Annotated in this window: 15 protein-coding genes; 8 read left to right on the top strand and 7 right to left on the bottom strand. The window is 66.6% G+C overall.

Annotated elements, in window-relative coordinates; translation table 11 throughout:
* Positions 1–23: 23 nt before the first annotated feature.
* From C7I55_RS24415 to C7I55_RS24400, 4 genes are all read right to left on the bottom strand, one after another.
* A complete protein-coding gene (locus tag C7I55_RS24415; RefSeq protein ID WP_106515670.1) occupies positions 24–1,268 on the bottom strand; it encodes a DUF1624 domain-containing protein in 1,245 nt (414 codons plus the stop codon).
* Positions 1,269–1,365: 97 nt separating this feature from the next.
* Positions 1,366–2,250 carry a helix-turn-helix domain-containing protein gene (locus C7I55_RS24410; protein ID WP_106515669.1) on the bottom strand — a complete coding sequence of 295 codons (885 nt, stop codon included), beginning with the start codon at positions 2,248–2,250 and terminating at the stop codon, positions 1,366–1,368.
* Between the two features lie 98 nt (positions 2,251–2,348).
* A complete protein-coding gene (gene ybaK, locus C7I55_RS24405; RefSeq protein ID WP_106515668.1) occupies positions 2,349–2,822 on the bottom strand; it encodes a Cys-tRNA(Pro) deacylase in 474 nt (157 codons plus the stop codon).
* A gap of 85 nt (positions 2,823–2,907) precedes the next feature.
* Positions 2,908–3,696: an SDR family NAD(P)-dependent oxidoreductase gene (locus C7I55_RS24400; RefSeq protein ID WP_106515667.1), complete on the bottom strand. Its 789-nt coding sequence runs from the start codon at positions 3,694–3,696 to the stop codon at positions 2,908–2,910.
* A 92-nt stretch (positions 3,697–3,788) separates the two neighbouring features.
* On the opposite strand from C7I55_RS24400, the gene C7I55_RS24395 reads away from it, so the two are divergent.
* Together C7I55_RS24395 and C7I55_RS24390 are read left to right on the top strand one after the other, a co-directional pair.
* Positions 3,789–4,703, top strand: coding sequence for a LysR family transcriptional regulator (locus C7I55_RS24395; RefSeq protein ID WP_332888440.1), 915 nt, complete (start codon positions 3,789–3,791; stop codon positions 4,701–4,703).
* A gap of 124 nt (positions 4,704–4,827) precedes the next feature.
* Entirely contained in the window at positions 4,828–6,318 is a 1,491-nt protein-coding gene (locus C7I55_RS24390) for a deoxyribodipyrimidine photo-lyase (protein WP_106515666.1), read from the top strand.
* Positions 6,319–6,368: 50 nt separating this feature from the next.
* Here C7I55_RS24390 and C7I55_RS24385 read toward each other — a convergent pair whose 3' ends face one another.
* Positions 6,369–7,124: an alpha/beta fold hydrolase gene (locus tag C7I55_RS24385; protein WP_106515665.1), complete on the bottom strand. Its 756-nt coding sequence runs from the start codon at positions 7,122–7,124 to the stop codon at positions 6,369–6,371.
* A 137-nt stretch (positions 7,125–7,261) separates the two neighbouring features.
* Between C7I55_RS24385 and C7I55_RS24380 the strand changes: the two genes are divergently transcribed.
* Together C7I55_RS24380 and C7I55_RS24375 are read left to right on the top strand one after the other, a co-directional pair.
* Positions 7,262–7,759, top strand: coding sequence for a MarR family winged helix-turn-helix transcriptional regulator (locus C7I55_RS24380; RefSeq protein ID WP_106515664.1), 498 nt, complete (start codon positions 7,262–7,264; stop codon positions 7,757–7,759).
* A 71-nt stretch (positions 7,760–7,830) separates the two neighbouring features.
* Positions 7,831–8,160, top strand: a complete 330-nt coding sequence (locus C7I55_RS24375) for a hypothetical protein (protein ID WP_106515663.1) — start codon at positions 7,831–7,833, stop codon at positions 8,158–8,160.
* Here C7I55_RS24375 and C7I55_RS24370 read toward each other — a convergent pair whose 3' ends face one another.
* Together C7I55_RS24370 and C7I55_RS24365 are read right to left on the bottom strand one after the other, a co-directional pair.
* On the bottom strand, positions 8,161–8,988 hold the full coding sequence (locus C7I55_RS24370; RefSeq protein ID WP_146151135.1) for a hypothetical protein: 828 nt from the start codon (positions 8,986–8,988) through the stop codon (positions 8,161–8,163).
* A 246-nt stretch (positions 8,989–9,234) separates the two neighbouring features.
* A complete protein-coding gene (locus C7I55_RS24365) occupies positions 9,235–10,227 on the bottom strand; it encodes an aldo/keto reductase (protein WP_106515661.1) in 993 nt (330 codons plus the stop codon).
* A gap of 92 nt (positions 10,228–10,319) precedes the next feature.
* On the opposite strand from C7I55_RS24365, the gene C7I55_RS24360 reads away from it, so the two are divergent.
* From C7I55_RS24360 to C7I55_RS24345, 4 genes are all read left to right on the top strand, one after another.
* Positions 10,320–11,219, top strand: coding sequence for a LysR family transcriptional regulator (locus C7I55_RS24360; RefSeq protein ID WP_106515660.1), 900 nt, complete (start codon positions 10,320–10,322; stop codon positions 11,217–11,219).
* Between the two features lie 163 nt (positions 11,220–11,382).
* On the top strand, positions 11,383–11,853 hold the full coding sequence (locus C7I55_RS24355; RefSeq protein WP_106515659.1) for a hypothetical protein: 471 nt from the start codon (positions 11,383–11,385) through the stop codon (positions 11,851–11,853).
* A gap of 9 nt (positions 11,854–11,862) precedes the next feature.
* Positions 11,863–12,648 (top strand): hypothetical protein, encoded by a 786-nt coding sequence (locus C7I55_RS24350; RefSeq protein WP_106515658.1) that lies wholly within the window; start codon positions 11,863–11,865, stop codon positions 12,646–12,648.
* A gap of 219 nt (positions 12,649–12,867) precedes the next feature.
* The gene (locus tag C7I55_RS24345) at positions 12,868–14,604 is read left to right on the top strand and encodes a ShlB/FhaC/HecB family hemolysin secretion/activation protein (protein WP_109043782.1); all 1,737 of its coding nucleotides are present in this window, start codon (positions 12,868–12,870) and stop codon (positions 14,602–14,604) included.
* The last annotated feature ends 3 nt before the right edge of the window (positions 14,605–14,607 follow it).

The raw sequence follows: 14,607 nt of genomic DNA, 5'->3' as shown, positions 1-14,607 counted from the left end.
CGCGAACGCATCGTCGGCGCGCGTTACAGGTAGCGGAGCCACCAGTGCCCGCGCCGCGACTTCACCCCGGCGAACCAGCGGCAGAGCGGGTAGCAGAGGATCAGCACGACGCCCCACGTCAGATAGGTGGTCTCGAGATCGTGGCCGAAGCCGGGCGGAAAGCGATCAGCCGGACCGCCGATCGACGGATAGGGCAGCAACACAAAGTCCAATGCGCTTGGTCCATAGGACAGGAACGCCAGCCCGCTTGCGATCGCATGGGCCAGGAAGAAGTGCAGCACGTAGAAAAAGAGCGGCACCTGACCGAACACGCGCACCAGCCGCGTCGCCGCATGCGCAGCCGGCTTCACGCGGTCGAACGCCGCGAGCAGGAACAGGCTGAAGGACAGGGTCATCAGCAGAAAGGCGGGCGATGCCGGATATTTGCTGGTGTTGAGGAACGACAGGATCGTGAACAGCGGGGTCGCCTGCGCGCGCCACGGCACCGGATCGCCGTAAAGGTTGAGCAGGCGCATCGCCGTGAACCCGGCAAGGGCGATTCCCCCGAGCATCCACAACCTGCGGCGGCGGCCTTCGGGCGGGCCATGGAACAGCGGGCCGAGCGCGAATCCCAACGCCATCACCGCCACCCAGGGCACCAGCGGATAGGGCGTGACCACCGTCACCCCGCCAAGCGAGAAGGCGCCGACCTGGTGGACGATGTTCCACAGCCCGGCACACGCCCCGAAGGCGCTCGCCGGAATGCCGTCGAGCAGCGGGTGAAGAAGGATCGTGGCCACTGCGACCACGCCGAGCACGCGGATCGGAATCCGGATCAAACCGGCGAGCACCACCATCGACAGCCCGAGCGACCAGAGCACCAGGAGCAGGACCGGGCTTTCCGGGCTCCACGAGAAATAGAGGGCGATCCGCATCACCAGCAGCTCGATCAGCATCAGCCACAGCCCCCGCATCACGAGGAAGCGCGGCACGCGCCCCTTGCCGCTGTGGGCGCCCAAATAGGCGCCCAGCCCCGCGGTGAGCGCGAAGGCCGGCGCGCAGACGTGCGTGATCCAGCGTGTCCCGAACACCCAGGCGGTGGTCGTCGAAAGGTCGGTCGGCGATCCCGCCATGGCAACCTGGTGAATGAAGTCGCGCACGTGATCGAGCGCCATCACGATCATCACGATGCCCCTCAACAGGTCGATCGAGCCGATGCGATCGGGTCTTTGCGCCTCGGCTCGAACCGCGAAGGTGTTGGAACGCTGGTCTTGTCCGTGGGTCGCCATAACTCTCCTCATGCTGCCGAAGAGCGTAAGAGAGCCTATCGGATTTGCGAACGCCTTTGAGCCGGGAACCTGCGCTTGCGCGGATCCGGTGACATTCTCAGCCTTGCGCCCGCCGCCACCGCCCGGGCGTCGAACATGTCGCGGCCCGGAACGTCCGCACGAAGTGCGACGCGGACGCAAACCCACAGGCGGCCGCCACCTCGGCGATCGAAAGCTCCGCGTTGCGCAAAGCCTCCGCGGCAAGCTGCAGCCGCAGGTGCGACACGAACGCCGCCGGAGTCCGCCCCGTCGCCCCTCGGCACGCGCACACGAACGCGCTGATACCCAGCCCCGCCTCCCGGGCCATGTCCGCCAGCGAATGCGGGTCGCCAGGGGCGGCGCGGATCCGGTCGACGATGCGTGCCAGCGCCGCCGGATGAAGCCAGCCATCGTCGCGCCTGCGATCGGCACTGGCATAGGCGCGGCCGACATGGCGGGCGAGCACCAGCAGCAGGCTGTCGCGCCTCAGCGGATCGCACTCCGGTGACGACGCCGCAGCCGCAAGCGCATCGGCGACGGCAAAGGTCTTGGCATCCGAACTGTTAAATACGGCGTGCCAGTCTTCCGGAAGCGTCTGCTCACAGGCGTCTTCGACGAACCACGGATCGAGGCCGATCTCGAGACCCATGATCGAGCCTGCTCTGACCGAGGCGGAGCGATCCACCCCCGCGGGCGTGAAGGAGATGGCGCCGCGCCGGTTCGGCGCCTTCCACGTGCGCCCGGAGACGCGGCCGATGGACGCAGCGCCTTCGGCACGCAGCGTCGCGTGCAGCATGTGCCGCGGCGAATATTGGGCATAAGCCACATGATCGTCGATGCCGACATGCGCGAGCCGCAGCAGCCCGCCGGCGCTGGCCTGCTCGATCGCGAGGCCAAGGGCCCGCGCCCGTCCGCTGGTGACGATCACGGCTGCAGGCGCGGAAGGCGTGTCATCGAGCGGCAAGGCACAGTCCCCCGTGGAAGCCGGCGACCGGTCTCAGTCATACTATATTCTGAGCGAGAACGGCCGCGGCGTCCATTGCCCCGGAGGGTCTTCGCCAGTCAGGCCACCAACGGCGCCGCGACGGCGCCGAAGCGTGCCGGGATCGCACCCGGATCGAGCCGGATCTGCAGGCCGCGCTGACCGCCGTTCACGTAGACGAGATCCTCCTGCAGCGCCGATTGCTCGATCGCAGTCGGGACCGCCCGGCGTTGACCGAAGGGGCTGATCCCGCCGACCTTGTAGCCGGTCAGCCGCTCGGCCTCAGCGGGCTTCATCATCTCGGCCGATTTGCCGCGGAACGCCGCGGCGAGCTTCTTCATCGCCACTTCGTGGTCGGACGGCACGATGGCGCAGACCGGCTTGCCGTCGACCAGCGCCATCAGCGTCTTGAGCACGCGGTGCGGCGCCTCGCCAAGCGCTTCGGCGGCCTGCAGGCCAACCCGCTCGGCACCGGGATCATATTCATAGCGATGGACAGTGAAGGCGATTCCGGCGGCGGTGAGAGCGCGTGTAGCGGGCGTGGCTTGCGACATGGTTTCGGCTCAAAAGCAGGAATGACCCGCCGTGGGAAGACGCCGCGAGCGGACGACGGCCGCTCGCGACGCTCTCCCGCGGCGTTCAGGCGATCGCGTTGATCAGCCCGCCTTCCACCCGGATCGCAGCGCCGTTGGTCGCCGCCGAGAGCGGGCTCGCGAGATAGGCGACGAGGGAGGCGATCTCCTCGGGCTCGATCATCCGCTGGAGCAGCGATGCGGAGCGCGCGCCCGCGAAAAATTCGGCTTCGGCCTGCTCGGCGCTGACGCTCGGATCGCTGGCCACGCTCTTGAGGAAGTCGACGATCCCTTCCGATCGGGTCGGCCCCGGCATCACAGAATTCACCGTCACCCCGGTGCCACGGGTGAGGCCGGCCATGCCGCGCGCGATCGACAGCTGGGCCGTCTTGGTCATCGCATAATGGATCATCGTCGGATCAACCGCGATCCCGGTTTCGCTCGACACGAAGATCACCCGCCCGCCATTGCGATCGAGCATGCGCGGGAAATAATGCCGGCTGAGGCGCACGCCGCTCATCACGTTGACGTCGAAATAGAGCTGCCAGTCGGCGTCGCTGATCTCCGCGAACGGCTTGCTTTCGTAGATGCCGAGATTGTTGACAAGGATGTCGACGTCCGGATGCGCGGCGGTGACGGCCGCGACGCCTTGCGCGCTGGTGAGGTCGGCGAGCACGCCCTCTACCTGGGCGCCGGACGCGGCAATGTCGGCGACCGCCGCGTCGAGCTTGTTCGCATCGCGGCCGGTGAGAATGACGTGCGCGCCTTCCTCGGCGAGCTTGCGGGCGATTTCCAGGCCGATGCCGGCGGTCGAGCCGGACACCAGGGCCGTTTGCGAGTCGATCTTGAGATCCATTGCATGTCTCCGAACTGTGTGCCGTCCATCTATCCAGACGTGACCGCCGCCACTATGTCCTCTGGAGGAACAATGGCTGTGAACGGGAAGACATGATGCCGCGGATCGTGATGGAGCGATCGGGGGAGATGGAGGTGTTCGCCCGGATCGTACGTGAAGGCGGCTTCTCGGCGGCGGCGCGCAGCCTCGATCTCACCCCGTCGGCCGTGTCGAAACTGGTGGCGCGCCTCGAGAGACGGCTCGGGACGCGGCTTCTGGCGCGGACCACCCGCGCCTTGACCCTCACTCCGGAGGGCGAGGACTATCATCGCGCCGCGCTCCGCATCCTCCGGGATCTCGATACGGCGGACCAGGCGGTTACCGGCGGCACGGTTCGCGGCCGCCTGTCGATCAACGCGTCGCTGCCGTTCGGCCGGATGTTCGTCGCGCCGGCCGTGGCGTCATTCCTTGCCCGCAATCCCGATGTGACGATCAGCCTCAGCTTCACCGACGCGATCGTCGATCTCGTCGGCGAGCAGGCCGACATCGCCATTCGGGTCGGCACGCTGCCGGACAGCGCCCTCGTAGCGAGGAAGCTTGGCCAGAGCCGCAGGGTGATCTGCGCGGCGCCATCCTATCTCGCGCGCAAGGGGACGCCGCGAGAGCCGGCAGCGCTCCGCGATCATGATTGCATCACCTTCAATTTCCGCCGGCCGGGCGCTTCCTGGCCGATGGCAGTGGACGGCGAGACGATCGAACAGCCGGTCGCCGGTCCGGTGCTGGTCAACAATGGCGAGACTCTTCGCCAGATGGCGCTGGAGGGCCTCGGCCTCGCCAGGCTCGGCCGCTTCCACGTCGCCGACGACATCGCACGCGGCGACCTCGTGCCGGTGCTGGAGGCATTCAACCCCGGCGATCTCGAGCCCATCCATGCCGTCTATGTCGGCGGCGGTCCCGTGCCGCTGCGCGTGCGCGCGTTCATCGACCATCTGCTCGCCGAGCTCGCCGCCGTCGCGAACCTGCACTGAGCGCGGCATCCGCTCCAGCCTTGGTGCGGCGGCGACCCGTCCTTAAGCCCGCATTGCGCGCCCGTGCGGCGGCCGCCATCTGCGACCGCCGACATCTGCAACGACGAGTGTCCAGGAGAGCGCCATGATGCAGGCCGAAATCCCTCCCCCGTTGCGCGCGTGGCGTGAGGCGCCGCGATGCCGCGCGTTGAACGCGCATGCGCTGCGCGCGGACGGACGCTATGTGCTCTGCTGGCTGCAGCAGGCACTCCGCGCTGACGACAACCCCGCCATCGACGCAGCAATCCTGCTCGGCAATGCGCTCGGCCTGCCGGTGCTGGTCTATCACGGCTTACGCGAAGACTATCCATTCGCCTCCGACCGCTTCCACCGCTTCATCCTCGGCGCGAGCCGTGACCTCGCCGCCGGATGCCGCGCACGCGGCGTCGCCTGCGTGCAGCATGTCGATCGTGCCGAGCGGCGGGAACGCGGCCTCGTCTACCGGCTTGCCGAGGTGGCGGCAGCGGTCGTGCTGGAGGACCAGCCGGCCTTCGTCGCGCAGTGGCAGGCGCAGCGTCTTGCATCGAAGAGCGGTGCCGCCGTGATCGCGGTCAACGCCGCCTGCCTGGTGCCGCCTGCCGCCCTGGATCGGGGCGTCGGGACTACCGCCGCGTTCCGCCGCCGGCACGCCGCGGCGCGCGATGCGTGGCAGGATTGGTCCGACGAATCCGCGCTGAGCGGACCCTATGATGGCCCCCTCCCGTTCGTCCCGGACCGGCTGGAGACCGCCCGCGACACCGATCTCGACGCCCTGATCGCGTCGCTCGACATCGATCATGCGCTTTCTCCGAGCATGATGTTGCCGGGATCGCGCGCAGAAGTGTGCATCCGGCTGCGGCGGCTGACCGACGAGGTGCTTCCAGACTATGCCGAAGCGCGGGGCGATCCGGCGCGGCCCGAAGGCGCAAGCACCCTGTCGCCCTACCTCCACTTCGGCGTGGTCGGCCCCCGCGAGGTGATGGCGGCGATCCGCGAGTCCGCAGTGCCGGCCGAACAGCAGGAGAAGTTCGCCGACGAACTGCTCACCTGGCGCGAATGGTTCCACTACAAGGCGCGGACGTTGGCCGTTCCGGAAAGTTACGCGCGGGTGCCCGATTGGGCGCGCGCGCAGCTGGAGCGCCATGCCGCCGACCCGCGCCCGGAACACGAAAGCCTGTGGGCGCTCGTCCATGGCGAGACACGCGACGAAACCTGGAATGCGTGCCAGAAACAATATCTGGTCGATGGTTGGATGCACAACAATCTGCGCATGTACTGGGCCAAGCGGATCCTCGCGATGACTCCGGATCCGCGCACCGCCTGGGCGACGGCCTGCTATCTGAACGACCGCCTCAGCCTCGACGGCCGCGATCCGTCCACCTACGGTAATCTCGCCTGGGCGTTCGGCGACGCCGCCCCCGGCTATCGCGACCTGCCGATCTACGGCCTCGTTCAGACCCGCACCGACAAGGCGATGCGCAAGCGGCCGGGCGGCACCGAATGGATCCGCGCCGCGGCGGCGCGGGAACGGCCGACACTGGCGGTCCCAGGGGCCCCGCCCTCAGCACCCTACCTCGACGAGACAGTGCCGATCTGAGCACGCTTGCTGTGCCGGCGGAATTCACTCGCCGGCACAGGAGAATACGCTCAGCGGTCGGCCGACTTGGCGGCGCGGTCGATGACGTCGGCAACCGCCTGCGGCTGGGTGAGGAAGACGACATGGCTGCCCTTCACCTCGACGGTCTGCGCACCGATGCGGCGTGCGGTGCTGCGGAGCAATTTGGGATCGATCGCGCCGTCTTCCGTCGCCACCACCGCCCAGCTCGGCTTCTGCTTCCAGGCGGCGACACTGAGCTTGGCGCCAAGCGCCGCCATGGCGACCGGCACCTGCGAATCGCGCAGGAAGGCTGCGTCGGAGTCGCTCGCATCGGCTGCGAAGCCGGCCTTAAACTTGTCCTTGTTGAGGAAAGCGAGTCCGTCGGCCGTCTCCTCGGGCACGAAGTTCGGCGGGGGCGGCACTTCGGCATATTGATCGAGCGTCGATTGCCCCACGTCCGGCGCGAAGGCGGCGACATAGACGAGACCGACGACCTTGTTGTCGACGCCGGCCTCGGTGATCACGCTGCCGCCATAGGAATGGCCGACGAGGATGGTCGGTCCGTCCTGGCGATCGAGCACGCGCTTGGTAGCCGCGACATCGTCTGCGAAGCTGGTCAGCGGATTCTGGACGACGCTGACACGATAACCGCGCTTGGTCAGTGCGTCATAGACTCCCCGCCAGCCCGAGCCGTCGGCGAAGGCACCATGGACGAGGACGACGTTGCGGGCCGGCTGGGCCTGTGCGGTGGCGGCCGTGCCGACCAAGGCGGCGGCGGCGAGAATGGCATTGCGAACTTTCTTCATGACGGTCGCTCCTCTGTTCCGCGACGATTATTATCGCGATAAATGTCCGGTAGCGGCGGCGCCCTATCTTGTCCAGAAGAAAGTTATCGCGATATGTTTTTCTGTGATATAGCGCACTGAGTGCTTGGAGACACCGGATGACGAATGCGAAGGAAGGGCCGATGAGCCTCGACGATCAGGTCTGCTACGCAGTCTATGCCGCGGGGATTGCGATCCAGCGCGCCTACAAGCCGGCGCTCGATTCGCTGGGCCTGACCTACCCCCAATATCTCGTGTTGAACGTGCTCTGGCGAGAGGACGGCCAGACAGTCGGCCGCATTGCCGATCAACTCGCGCTCGAATCGAGCACGCTCACGCCCTTGCTGAAGCGGCTGGAGACGGCGAAGCTCATCGATCGGAGACGGAACCCGGACAACGAGCGCCAGGTACTGGTCGCGCTGACCGATCGCGGGCGGGCGCTGAAGCCGCGTGCGGCCTGTCTCGCCGAACGGCTGCTGGCGACTTCCGACTTCTCGCCCGAGGCGCTCGGCGCGCTCAACACGACCCTGCGCACCCTGCGCAGCCGGATCTACCGAAACATCGGCGGCTGGCCGGCGGACGAAGGGCCGGCGCGGGACGACAGAGTCCAGGGCTGAGGTTTCCGGGCCGGACTTCGGCGGTAAGCGACTCATTAACCATCCTCGGCGTAGACCGATTGTCGGGGGACATGATGGACGCTGTCGAGATCGCCAAAGCCTGCGCTGACCGCGCGCTGGAATCCGCAAGCTTCGCGCTGGAAGTGGCGCTGCGCCCGATCGACGGGGCCGTAACGCCCGCCACCGAGGCGCATCTGCACAAGGCGATCGATCAATTGCGAAAGAGCGGCGACTGCGGGTCCTTCCTGCCGCTGCTCGAACGAATCGCCACCGATCTGCACATCATCCTGGATGCACGGCGCTGCGGCCGCCCCAACCTCTATGCGTCAAGGTTGGCGCGGCTGCGGCGGATGCTGTTCCACGACATCGTTTCGCTGCGCCCGGCCTGCGGCACGGACTGATCAGGGGGCCGGCAGCCACACCTCGATCACCGGCCCGGTCGGAAGCTTGATGCCGTGATAATTGCAGAGAGCCTGCTGCGTGTAAGCGTCAGGCCAGACACCGATGCGGAGCGACCGGTCGGGGTCACCGCCGGCGGGCATGTAGATGTCTCGGCTGGTCCTGTCCGGCACCTTCTGCCACCCGAGTGCAGCGAAGTGCTTCCCGACGTCGGCACGGATCTTGATGGTCGCCTTTTCCGCCATCTGGGTGTGCCCCAGCAGGAAGCTCGGCTTGCCGATCACGGACTTGCCGCCGTTCCTCTCGTCCTCGGCCAGGGCGCGGGCATATTCGGCAGACGGAACATCGAGGCCGAGCGTGAACCACACGCGCTTGATCGAATTCCGGCAATGAATGGGCGTAGCCCCCGGGGGCAGCGGCAGCGGCCCGAATACCGATTGGGCGAAGGCATGGGGATCAAGCAGGCCCTGCTCCGCTTCGCGCTGGGCCTTGCGCCACAGGGCGTCGTCGAGCACTTTGACGCCTCGCCAATGCGCCGGAAGCGTGCCCGGCGGCGCAACCTTGTCCCGTCTGTCGGACGATCCCCGTCCGCCCGCAGCCAGAGACTCGGAAGCAGGCGCAGCAGGTGAGCGTGCGAGGCCTTGAGCGCCGCCATCCTGCTGACGCGCTTCCGAACGTGGCGGCGCGTTTCTGAGCGCGGCCTCGAAGTCGGCATCGGACGGCGCTTCCTGCGCCGCAGACGGCGAGACGCCGGCGAGTAGCAGCAGTGCCGTGCAGGTCAGCGAAAGTGGGACCAACCGCAATCCCCCACCAGGTCTGGATATCATCATTCTCGATTTCCTTGGCTTGCAGGGCTGAAGCGCCTGCATTTCCGGACGCGCGGCATCGCCCGGCGTCGGGCGGCTGATCGCGCCAGGGCGTATGCAGGGCCGCGCAATCGAGCGTGAGGAAGGCGTGAAATCGCCCGCGGCCGAGATGGTGGAGCGTCCATCGGGACGCCGGCAGCCGTGATTGGAAGCGGCTGTGGCGGGTGGCTCGAGACCGACTCTGAAAGGCGGCCTCGAGCCTTGCCCGGATCAGCGCTGGCCGGCGAGCCGCGCCTGTTCGCGTTCGCCGTAGCGCGCGCCCCGCACCCCGGCCATGACCCCGCCGATTGCCGCCAACTCGTCTACCGGAAGGCGCAGATCAACCGCGGAGGCATTCGCCTCCAGATGGGGGATCTTTCGCGCACCCGGGATCGGGACGATGTCGTCGCCCTGCCCCAGCACCCATGCCAGAGCGAGCTGTGCTGCGGTCACGCCGCGGGCGCCGGCCATCTCTTTCAGCCGGTCGACGAGGGCCAGGTTTGCTTCCAGATTCCCCTCGGCGAAGCGCGGCAATCCGGCGCGAAAATCGTCCTGCTCGAGATCGTCGCGGCTGCGAATTCCCCCTGTCAGAAAGCCGCGGCCGAGCGGGCTGAACGGAACGAAGCCGATGCCGAGCTCGCGGCACGTCGGCAGGACCGACTGTTCGGCGTCGCGAAACCAAAGCGAATATTCGCTTTGCAGCGCAGTGATCGGATGGACGGCATGGGCGCGCCGCAGCTGGTCGGCCGACACCTCCGAAAGGCCGATCGCCCGAACCTTGCCCTCCTCGACCAAAGCGGCCATCCCGCCGACCGATTCCTCGATCGGCACCGCGGGATCGGGACGGTGCAAGTAGAAGAGATCGATCGTGTCGACCCCCAGCCGCGTAAGCGAGGCCTCGGCGACTCGGCGCGCATTGGCAGGGCTTCCGTCGAGCCCGGTGGTCCGCTGGAAGCCGAACCCCTCATCACCGATCGCGAATCCGTATTTGGTTGCGATCACCACCTGATCGCGGACCTCGCGCAACGCTTTGCCGACGATTTCCTCATTCTCATATGGGCCGTACACCTCCGCGGTGTCGAAAAAGGTGATGCCGATCTCGACGGCGCGGTGCAGCGTGGCGATCGACGCCGAAACGTCCTGACCACCATAAGCTGCGGTGAAGCCCATGCAGCCGAGCCCAATGGCCGAGACCTGCAGACTACCCAAATTGCGCTGTTTCATTCCGTCCTCCTTCGCATGGCGACCAATGTAGACCGCCTTGCTGTTCTGATTAGGAGGGCTATCACGCACATCCTGTTCGATCGGATGAAACAATGGATCGCGACTATCTGCCGCATCTCACCTTGTTCGCGGCCGTCGCGCGGGCGGGCGGGTTTCGGGCCGCCGCCCGATCGCTAGGTCTGTCGCCGTCGGCAACCAGCCACGGCGTTGCAGCACTCGAGGCCCGGCTCGGAGCACGATTGCTCAACCGCTCCACCCGCAGCCTGTCGCTCACCGACGCCGGCCGGCGGCTGCTCGAACGAATCGAGCCCGCGCTTGCAGAGATCGCCGGCGGAATGGACGAGGCGAGCGACGCTGGCGGCGCCCCCTCCGGCCGCGTGCGCGTGACCGCACCGCCGTCTGCCGCACATATGCTGCTTGGCCCGCACCTCAGCGCCTTCGCCGAGGCCTTCCCCGCGGTTGCGCTCGACATCCTCGTCGAGGATCGGTTCGTCGACATCGTTTCGGAACGGTTCGATGTCGGCTTGCGCTTGGGCGAGCAATTGCAGCCCGGCATGGTCGCAGTCCGCATCGGCCCGCCGCAGCGATTCACGATTGTCGCCGCGCCCGACTATCTGGCCCGCTACGGCCGACCGCCGAGCCTCGAGGCGCTTGCCGAGCATCGCTGCATCCAGCGCCGCTTCACCAGCGGCACCGTCTATGCCTGGGAAGTCGAGCGCGACGGCGCCGAGATCACCCTGTCCGACATGGCGGCGACGATGACCGCCAATGACGATCATCTCGTCCAGCAGGCGGCACTGCGCGGCGCCGGCATCGCCTTCCTCTATCATGCGCGGATCGCCGAGGATCTCGAGGCAGGCCGGCTGATCGAGCTGTTCCCCGAACAGTGCACCGCCTTTCCCGGCTTCTTCCTCTACCATTCGAGCCGTCGCCAGACCCGGCCGGCGGTTCGCGCCTTCATCGATTTCTTCGTCGCCGCCAATCGCGCTTGACGAGACTCGCCTGCGACCTGACCGATCAGTGCGGGCAAACAGGCACTCCGGCATCCACGCCCGTCCAAGCTGGCGTAGCACGCACTCGACCGGGACGATTGCTCCGACTAGGAGAGGTGCAGCGACCGAAGCACGGAGAAGGCGTTTGAGTCGACATGGATACATGCTCCTGGGCCTGCTGTTGAGCAACTCCGCTTGCATGATGCCCGTCTCTTCGCAGCCGATTGGGAATGCGGCAGCTGCCGCACCGCAGATCTTCGATCCGCGTGAAGACGAAGACTTCGGCGACGCCACGCCGGCTCTGACCGGCCTGGTTGCCGGCAGCGATCCGCAACCAAGAGGGCCGCAGCATTTTTGTGTGGTCGGTTACCGGGGACCGGACGGCGAGCATGCATGGGTGCACTGGCGCGAAGCGCGAAAGCTCATCTTCTGGCTCGGGCAAGGCGATGGAAGCGCCCCTGCGGAAACCCTGCTGCGATCGACACGCAAGCTGAGCCTGGATGAAGACGTGGTCGCGACGGAAAGGGAGATCGCGGGCAGCACGTACCTCGTGAGCCGAGCATGGGTCGACGGACGCCTGGCCGATTGCCAGTCTCATGGCGCCCAATACACGATCCCTTCTCCCAAACCCTGAGGAAGCGCAATGGCTTACCTGCAATGGCTATCCGGCAAACCGGTCGCGGCCCCGCTGATCGCGGTGGTAGGCAACGCCCTCAAGCTCAAGGTTCTTCCGGCGTCGACGAATGAAAGCCTCCCGCTGACGATCGAACTGTCTACGCCGGCGATTGCGGCTGCAGCCGAGATCAACAATCGGGTGGCAGCCAATTTCACCACCTTTACGCTGCGGGCCTTGATGGTCGGTCAAACCATGCTGACCATCCGCTCTCAGGGTCGGGTCGTGGCCGGGCCGCTGGTGGTCAAGGTCCAGCCAGTTCTCACCCTTCCGGATGCGTCCACCGAGGCCGGACTCCTTGCCCGCCTGCTCCTTGCCGAAGCGCCCAACCCGATTCTGGTGTCCCGCGAGGCCGTGCCTCAGATTGCCGAGTCCATGGAATTGATGCGGGTGGTGGTCGAAAATCGCCGCGCGAGACCATCGGCCCGCTGGGGGTCTCAGGGTGCGCGCAGCCTCAGCGACGTGGTCCGGGCCCGCGGACAGTTTCACGGCTTCGGGGCCTATCCGACGATCGCCGGAGACGTCGCATCGAACATAAACACCATACTGAAGGTCGCGAACGACGCCGCCGACCAGCGCCAGCCGGCGCTGCGCGCCCATGTCGAGAAGGTGCTGGAGATCGCTCGGGGACCTCGCCCGGCGGATCCCACAGGAGGCAAGCTGTTCTGGTGGCGCACTGCGGGCAGCGGTGCGCCAAGCAGCGAGGTGCAGATCTACAGAACGCTTGCAGGCAACAGCTTCTATCGTGAACGCTGACATGGAAAAGGCCGCCGCCATGGCGCTGGGCATCGTTGCGATTCGTAGCGGCACACGCGCCATCCGATTGACTTGGATGCTGCTGGAGCAGTAGCCACTCGTTCGTATCGACAGGGCCGACGATCGACCGACAACTTGTAGTAATGGCGTCACAATTCCGACGCCGACGCTTTCGTGGGGGAGAAGAGCAAGGTGCGTCAGCAACGGCAGGTGGGGCGCATGCGGACGGGCATAGCGGCGGCAGTGGCAGCACTTCTGGTGAGCGGTGCCGCGACAGCGCAGACCGTGCCGCCGCCGCCCGCGCCCCGCCCGACCTTACCGACGCCCGAACAAGTCACGCCTCCGGTCCCTGAGACACGCCAGCCCTCGACCGTGAACGTCGACTCCCGGTCCGCTTTCGAAGTCAGCACCTGCCCGTTCGATGAGTCGCCCCTTCGGCTCGATCTCCAGCGTGTCGTCTATTCCCGCCCCGACGGATCACCGCTGCCCGCCGAGATCGCAGACGTCATTGCGCGCCTGAAACAGCCCTCCGGCGACCAATCGATCCGGGTAATCTGCGACTTGCGGGATGCGGCCAACGCCGCCCTCCGCCGCGAAGGCTGGGTGGCGTCGGTGCAAGTGCCGCCTCAGGAAATCACGGACGGCACGCTGGCGCTCCATGTCGTCACGGCGAAGATGGTCGAAGTCCGGGTTCGCGGCAATGCCGGACCCTATGAGGACATGCTCCGTGAGCGCCTGAATCGCTTGAAGACCTTCGATCCGCTGAACGAAGGTGTGATCGAACGTCTCCTCCTCCTTGCGGGCGACGTACCGGGTCTCGATGTGCAATTGGCGCTCCGTCCTGCCGGGGGCGCGCCGGGCGAGGTGATCGGCGATGTCACGATCAGTTACCGCCGCTTCAACCTGCTCGCGAATCTCCAGAACTACAACTCCCGTGTTCTGGGCCGCGAGACCGGCTATGTTCGCGCGGAATATTATGGTCTGACCGGCCTCAGCGACATCACCTACGTGGGCGCTTCGAGCACTGCGGACTTCAAGGAGCAGCGAATCCTGCAGGCCGGTCACATCGCCGGTCTCGGAGCCGACGGGTCGACGCTGGGGGCGCGGATCAGCTTCGCCTGGTCACGCCCGGATCTTCCCGGCCTCGACTATCGCGCGGACACGCTGATCGTGGGCTTCGACTATACGAAGCCGCTGATCCGGTCCTTGAACACCAACGTCTTCGCGGCAGCCGGATTCGATTACATCGATCAGCTTACCAACCTCTATTCGGGTGACCTCAAGCTGCCGCTCACCCGTGACAAGATGAGGATCGCGTATCTGAGCCTCAATGCGGACACGCGCCGGGTCCGTCCGGATGGCAGTCCGATATGGGCCTTTCGCGGTGCTCTGGAAGCGCGCAAGGGGTTCGACATCCTCGGCGCCACGAAGCCCGGGGTCGAAGACGGTCGCATTCAGTCCCGCATCGACGGCGAGGCGGACGCACTGGTCCTCCGGGCCAGCCTCGAAGCCATGGCAGGTTTGAGCCGCACGTTCCGCTTGGTCGCCCGCGGCCAGACCCAGTGGACCGACGATCCATTGCTGAACTATGAGGAATTCTCGCTCGGGAACCTCACCATGGGGCGTGGCTACGATCCGGGAGCGAATGGCGGCGACCGCGCGATCGGGCTCAGCGGCGAGGCGCAGTTCGATTTGCCTTTCTCGTCGCGGTTCACGTCCCAGGTCTTCGGCTTCTACGACTTCGTCTATCTCGACAATCTCGATCGCGGAGCCACCGAAACGGAGCGCACGCTCTCGAGCTTCGGTGCCGGGCTTCGACTTGGCCTACCTGGCCAGGCGCTGCTCGAGATCACCTATGCCCATCCCAAGGACCGGGCCTTGACGATCGATCGGGAGCCGCCCTCCGACCGGATCCTGGTTTCCCTGTCGCTGCGTTTCAGCGATGCCGTGCGTTGATGA

Source organism: Allosphingosinicella deserti, assembly GCF_003012735.1.
GTDB lineage: Bacteria > Pseudomonadota > Alphaproteobacteria > Sphingomonadales > Sphingomonadaceae > Allosphingosinicella > Allosphingosinicella deserti.
Note: the sequence above shows the minus strand (reverse complement) of the source record. Positions and strands in the feature narration are given on the sequence as shown.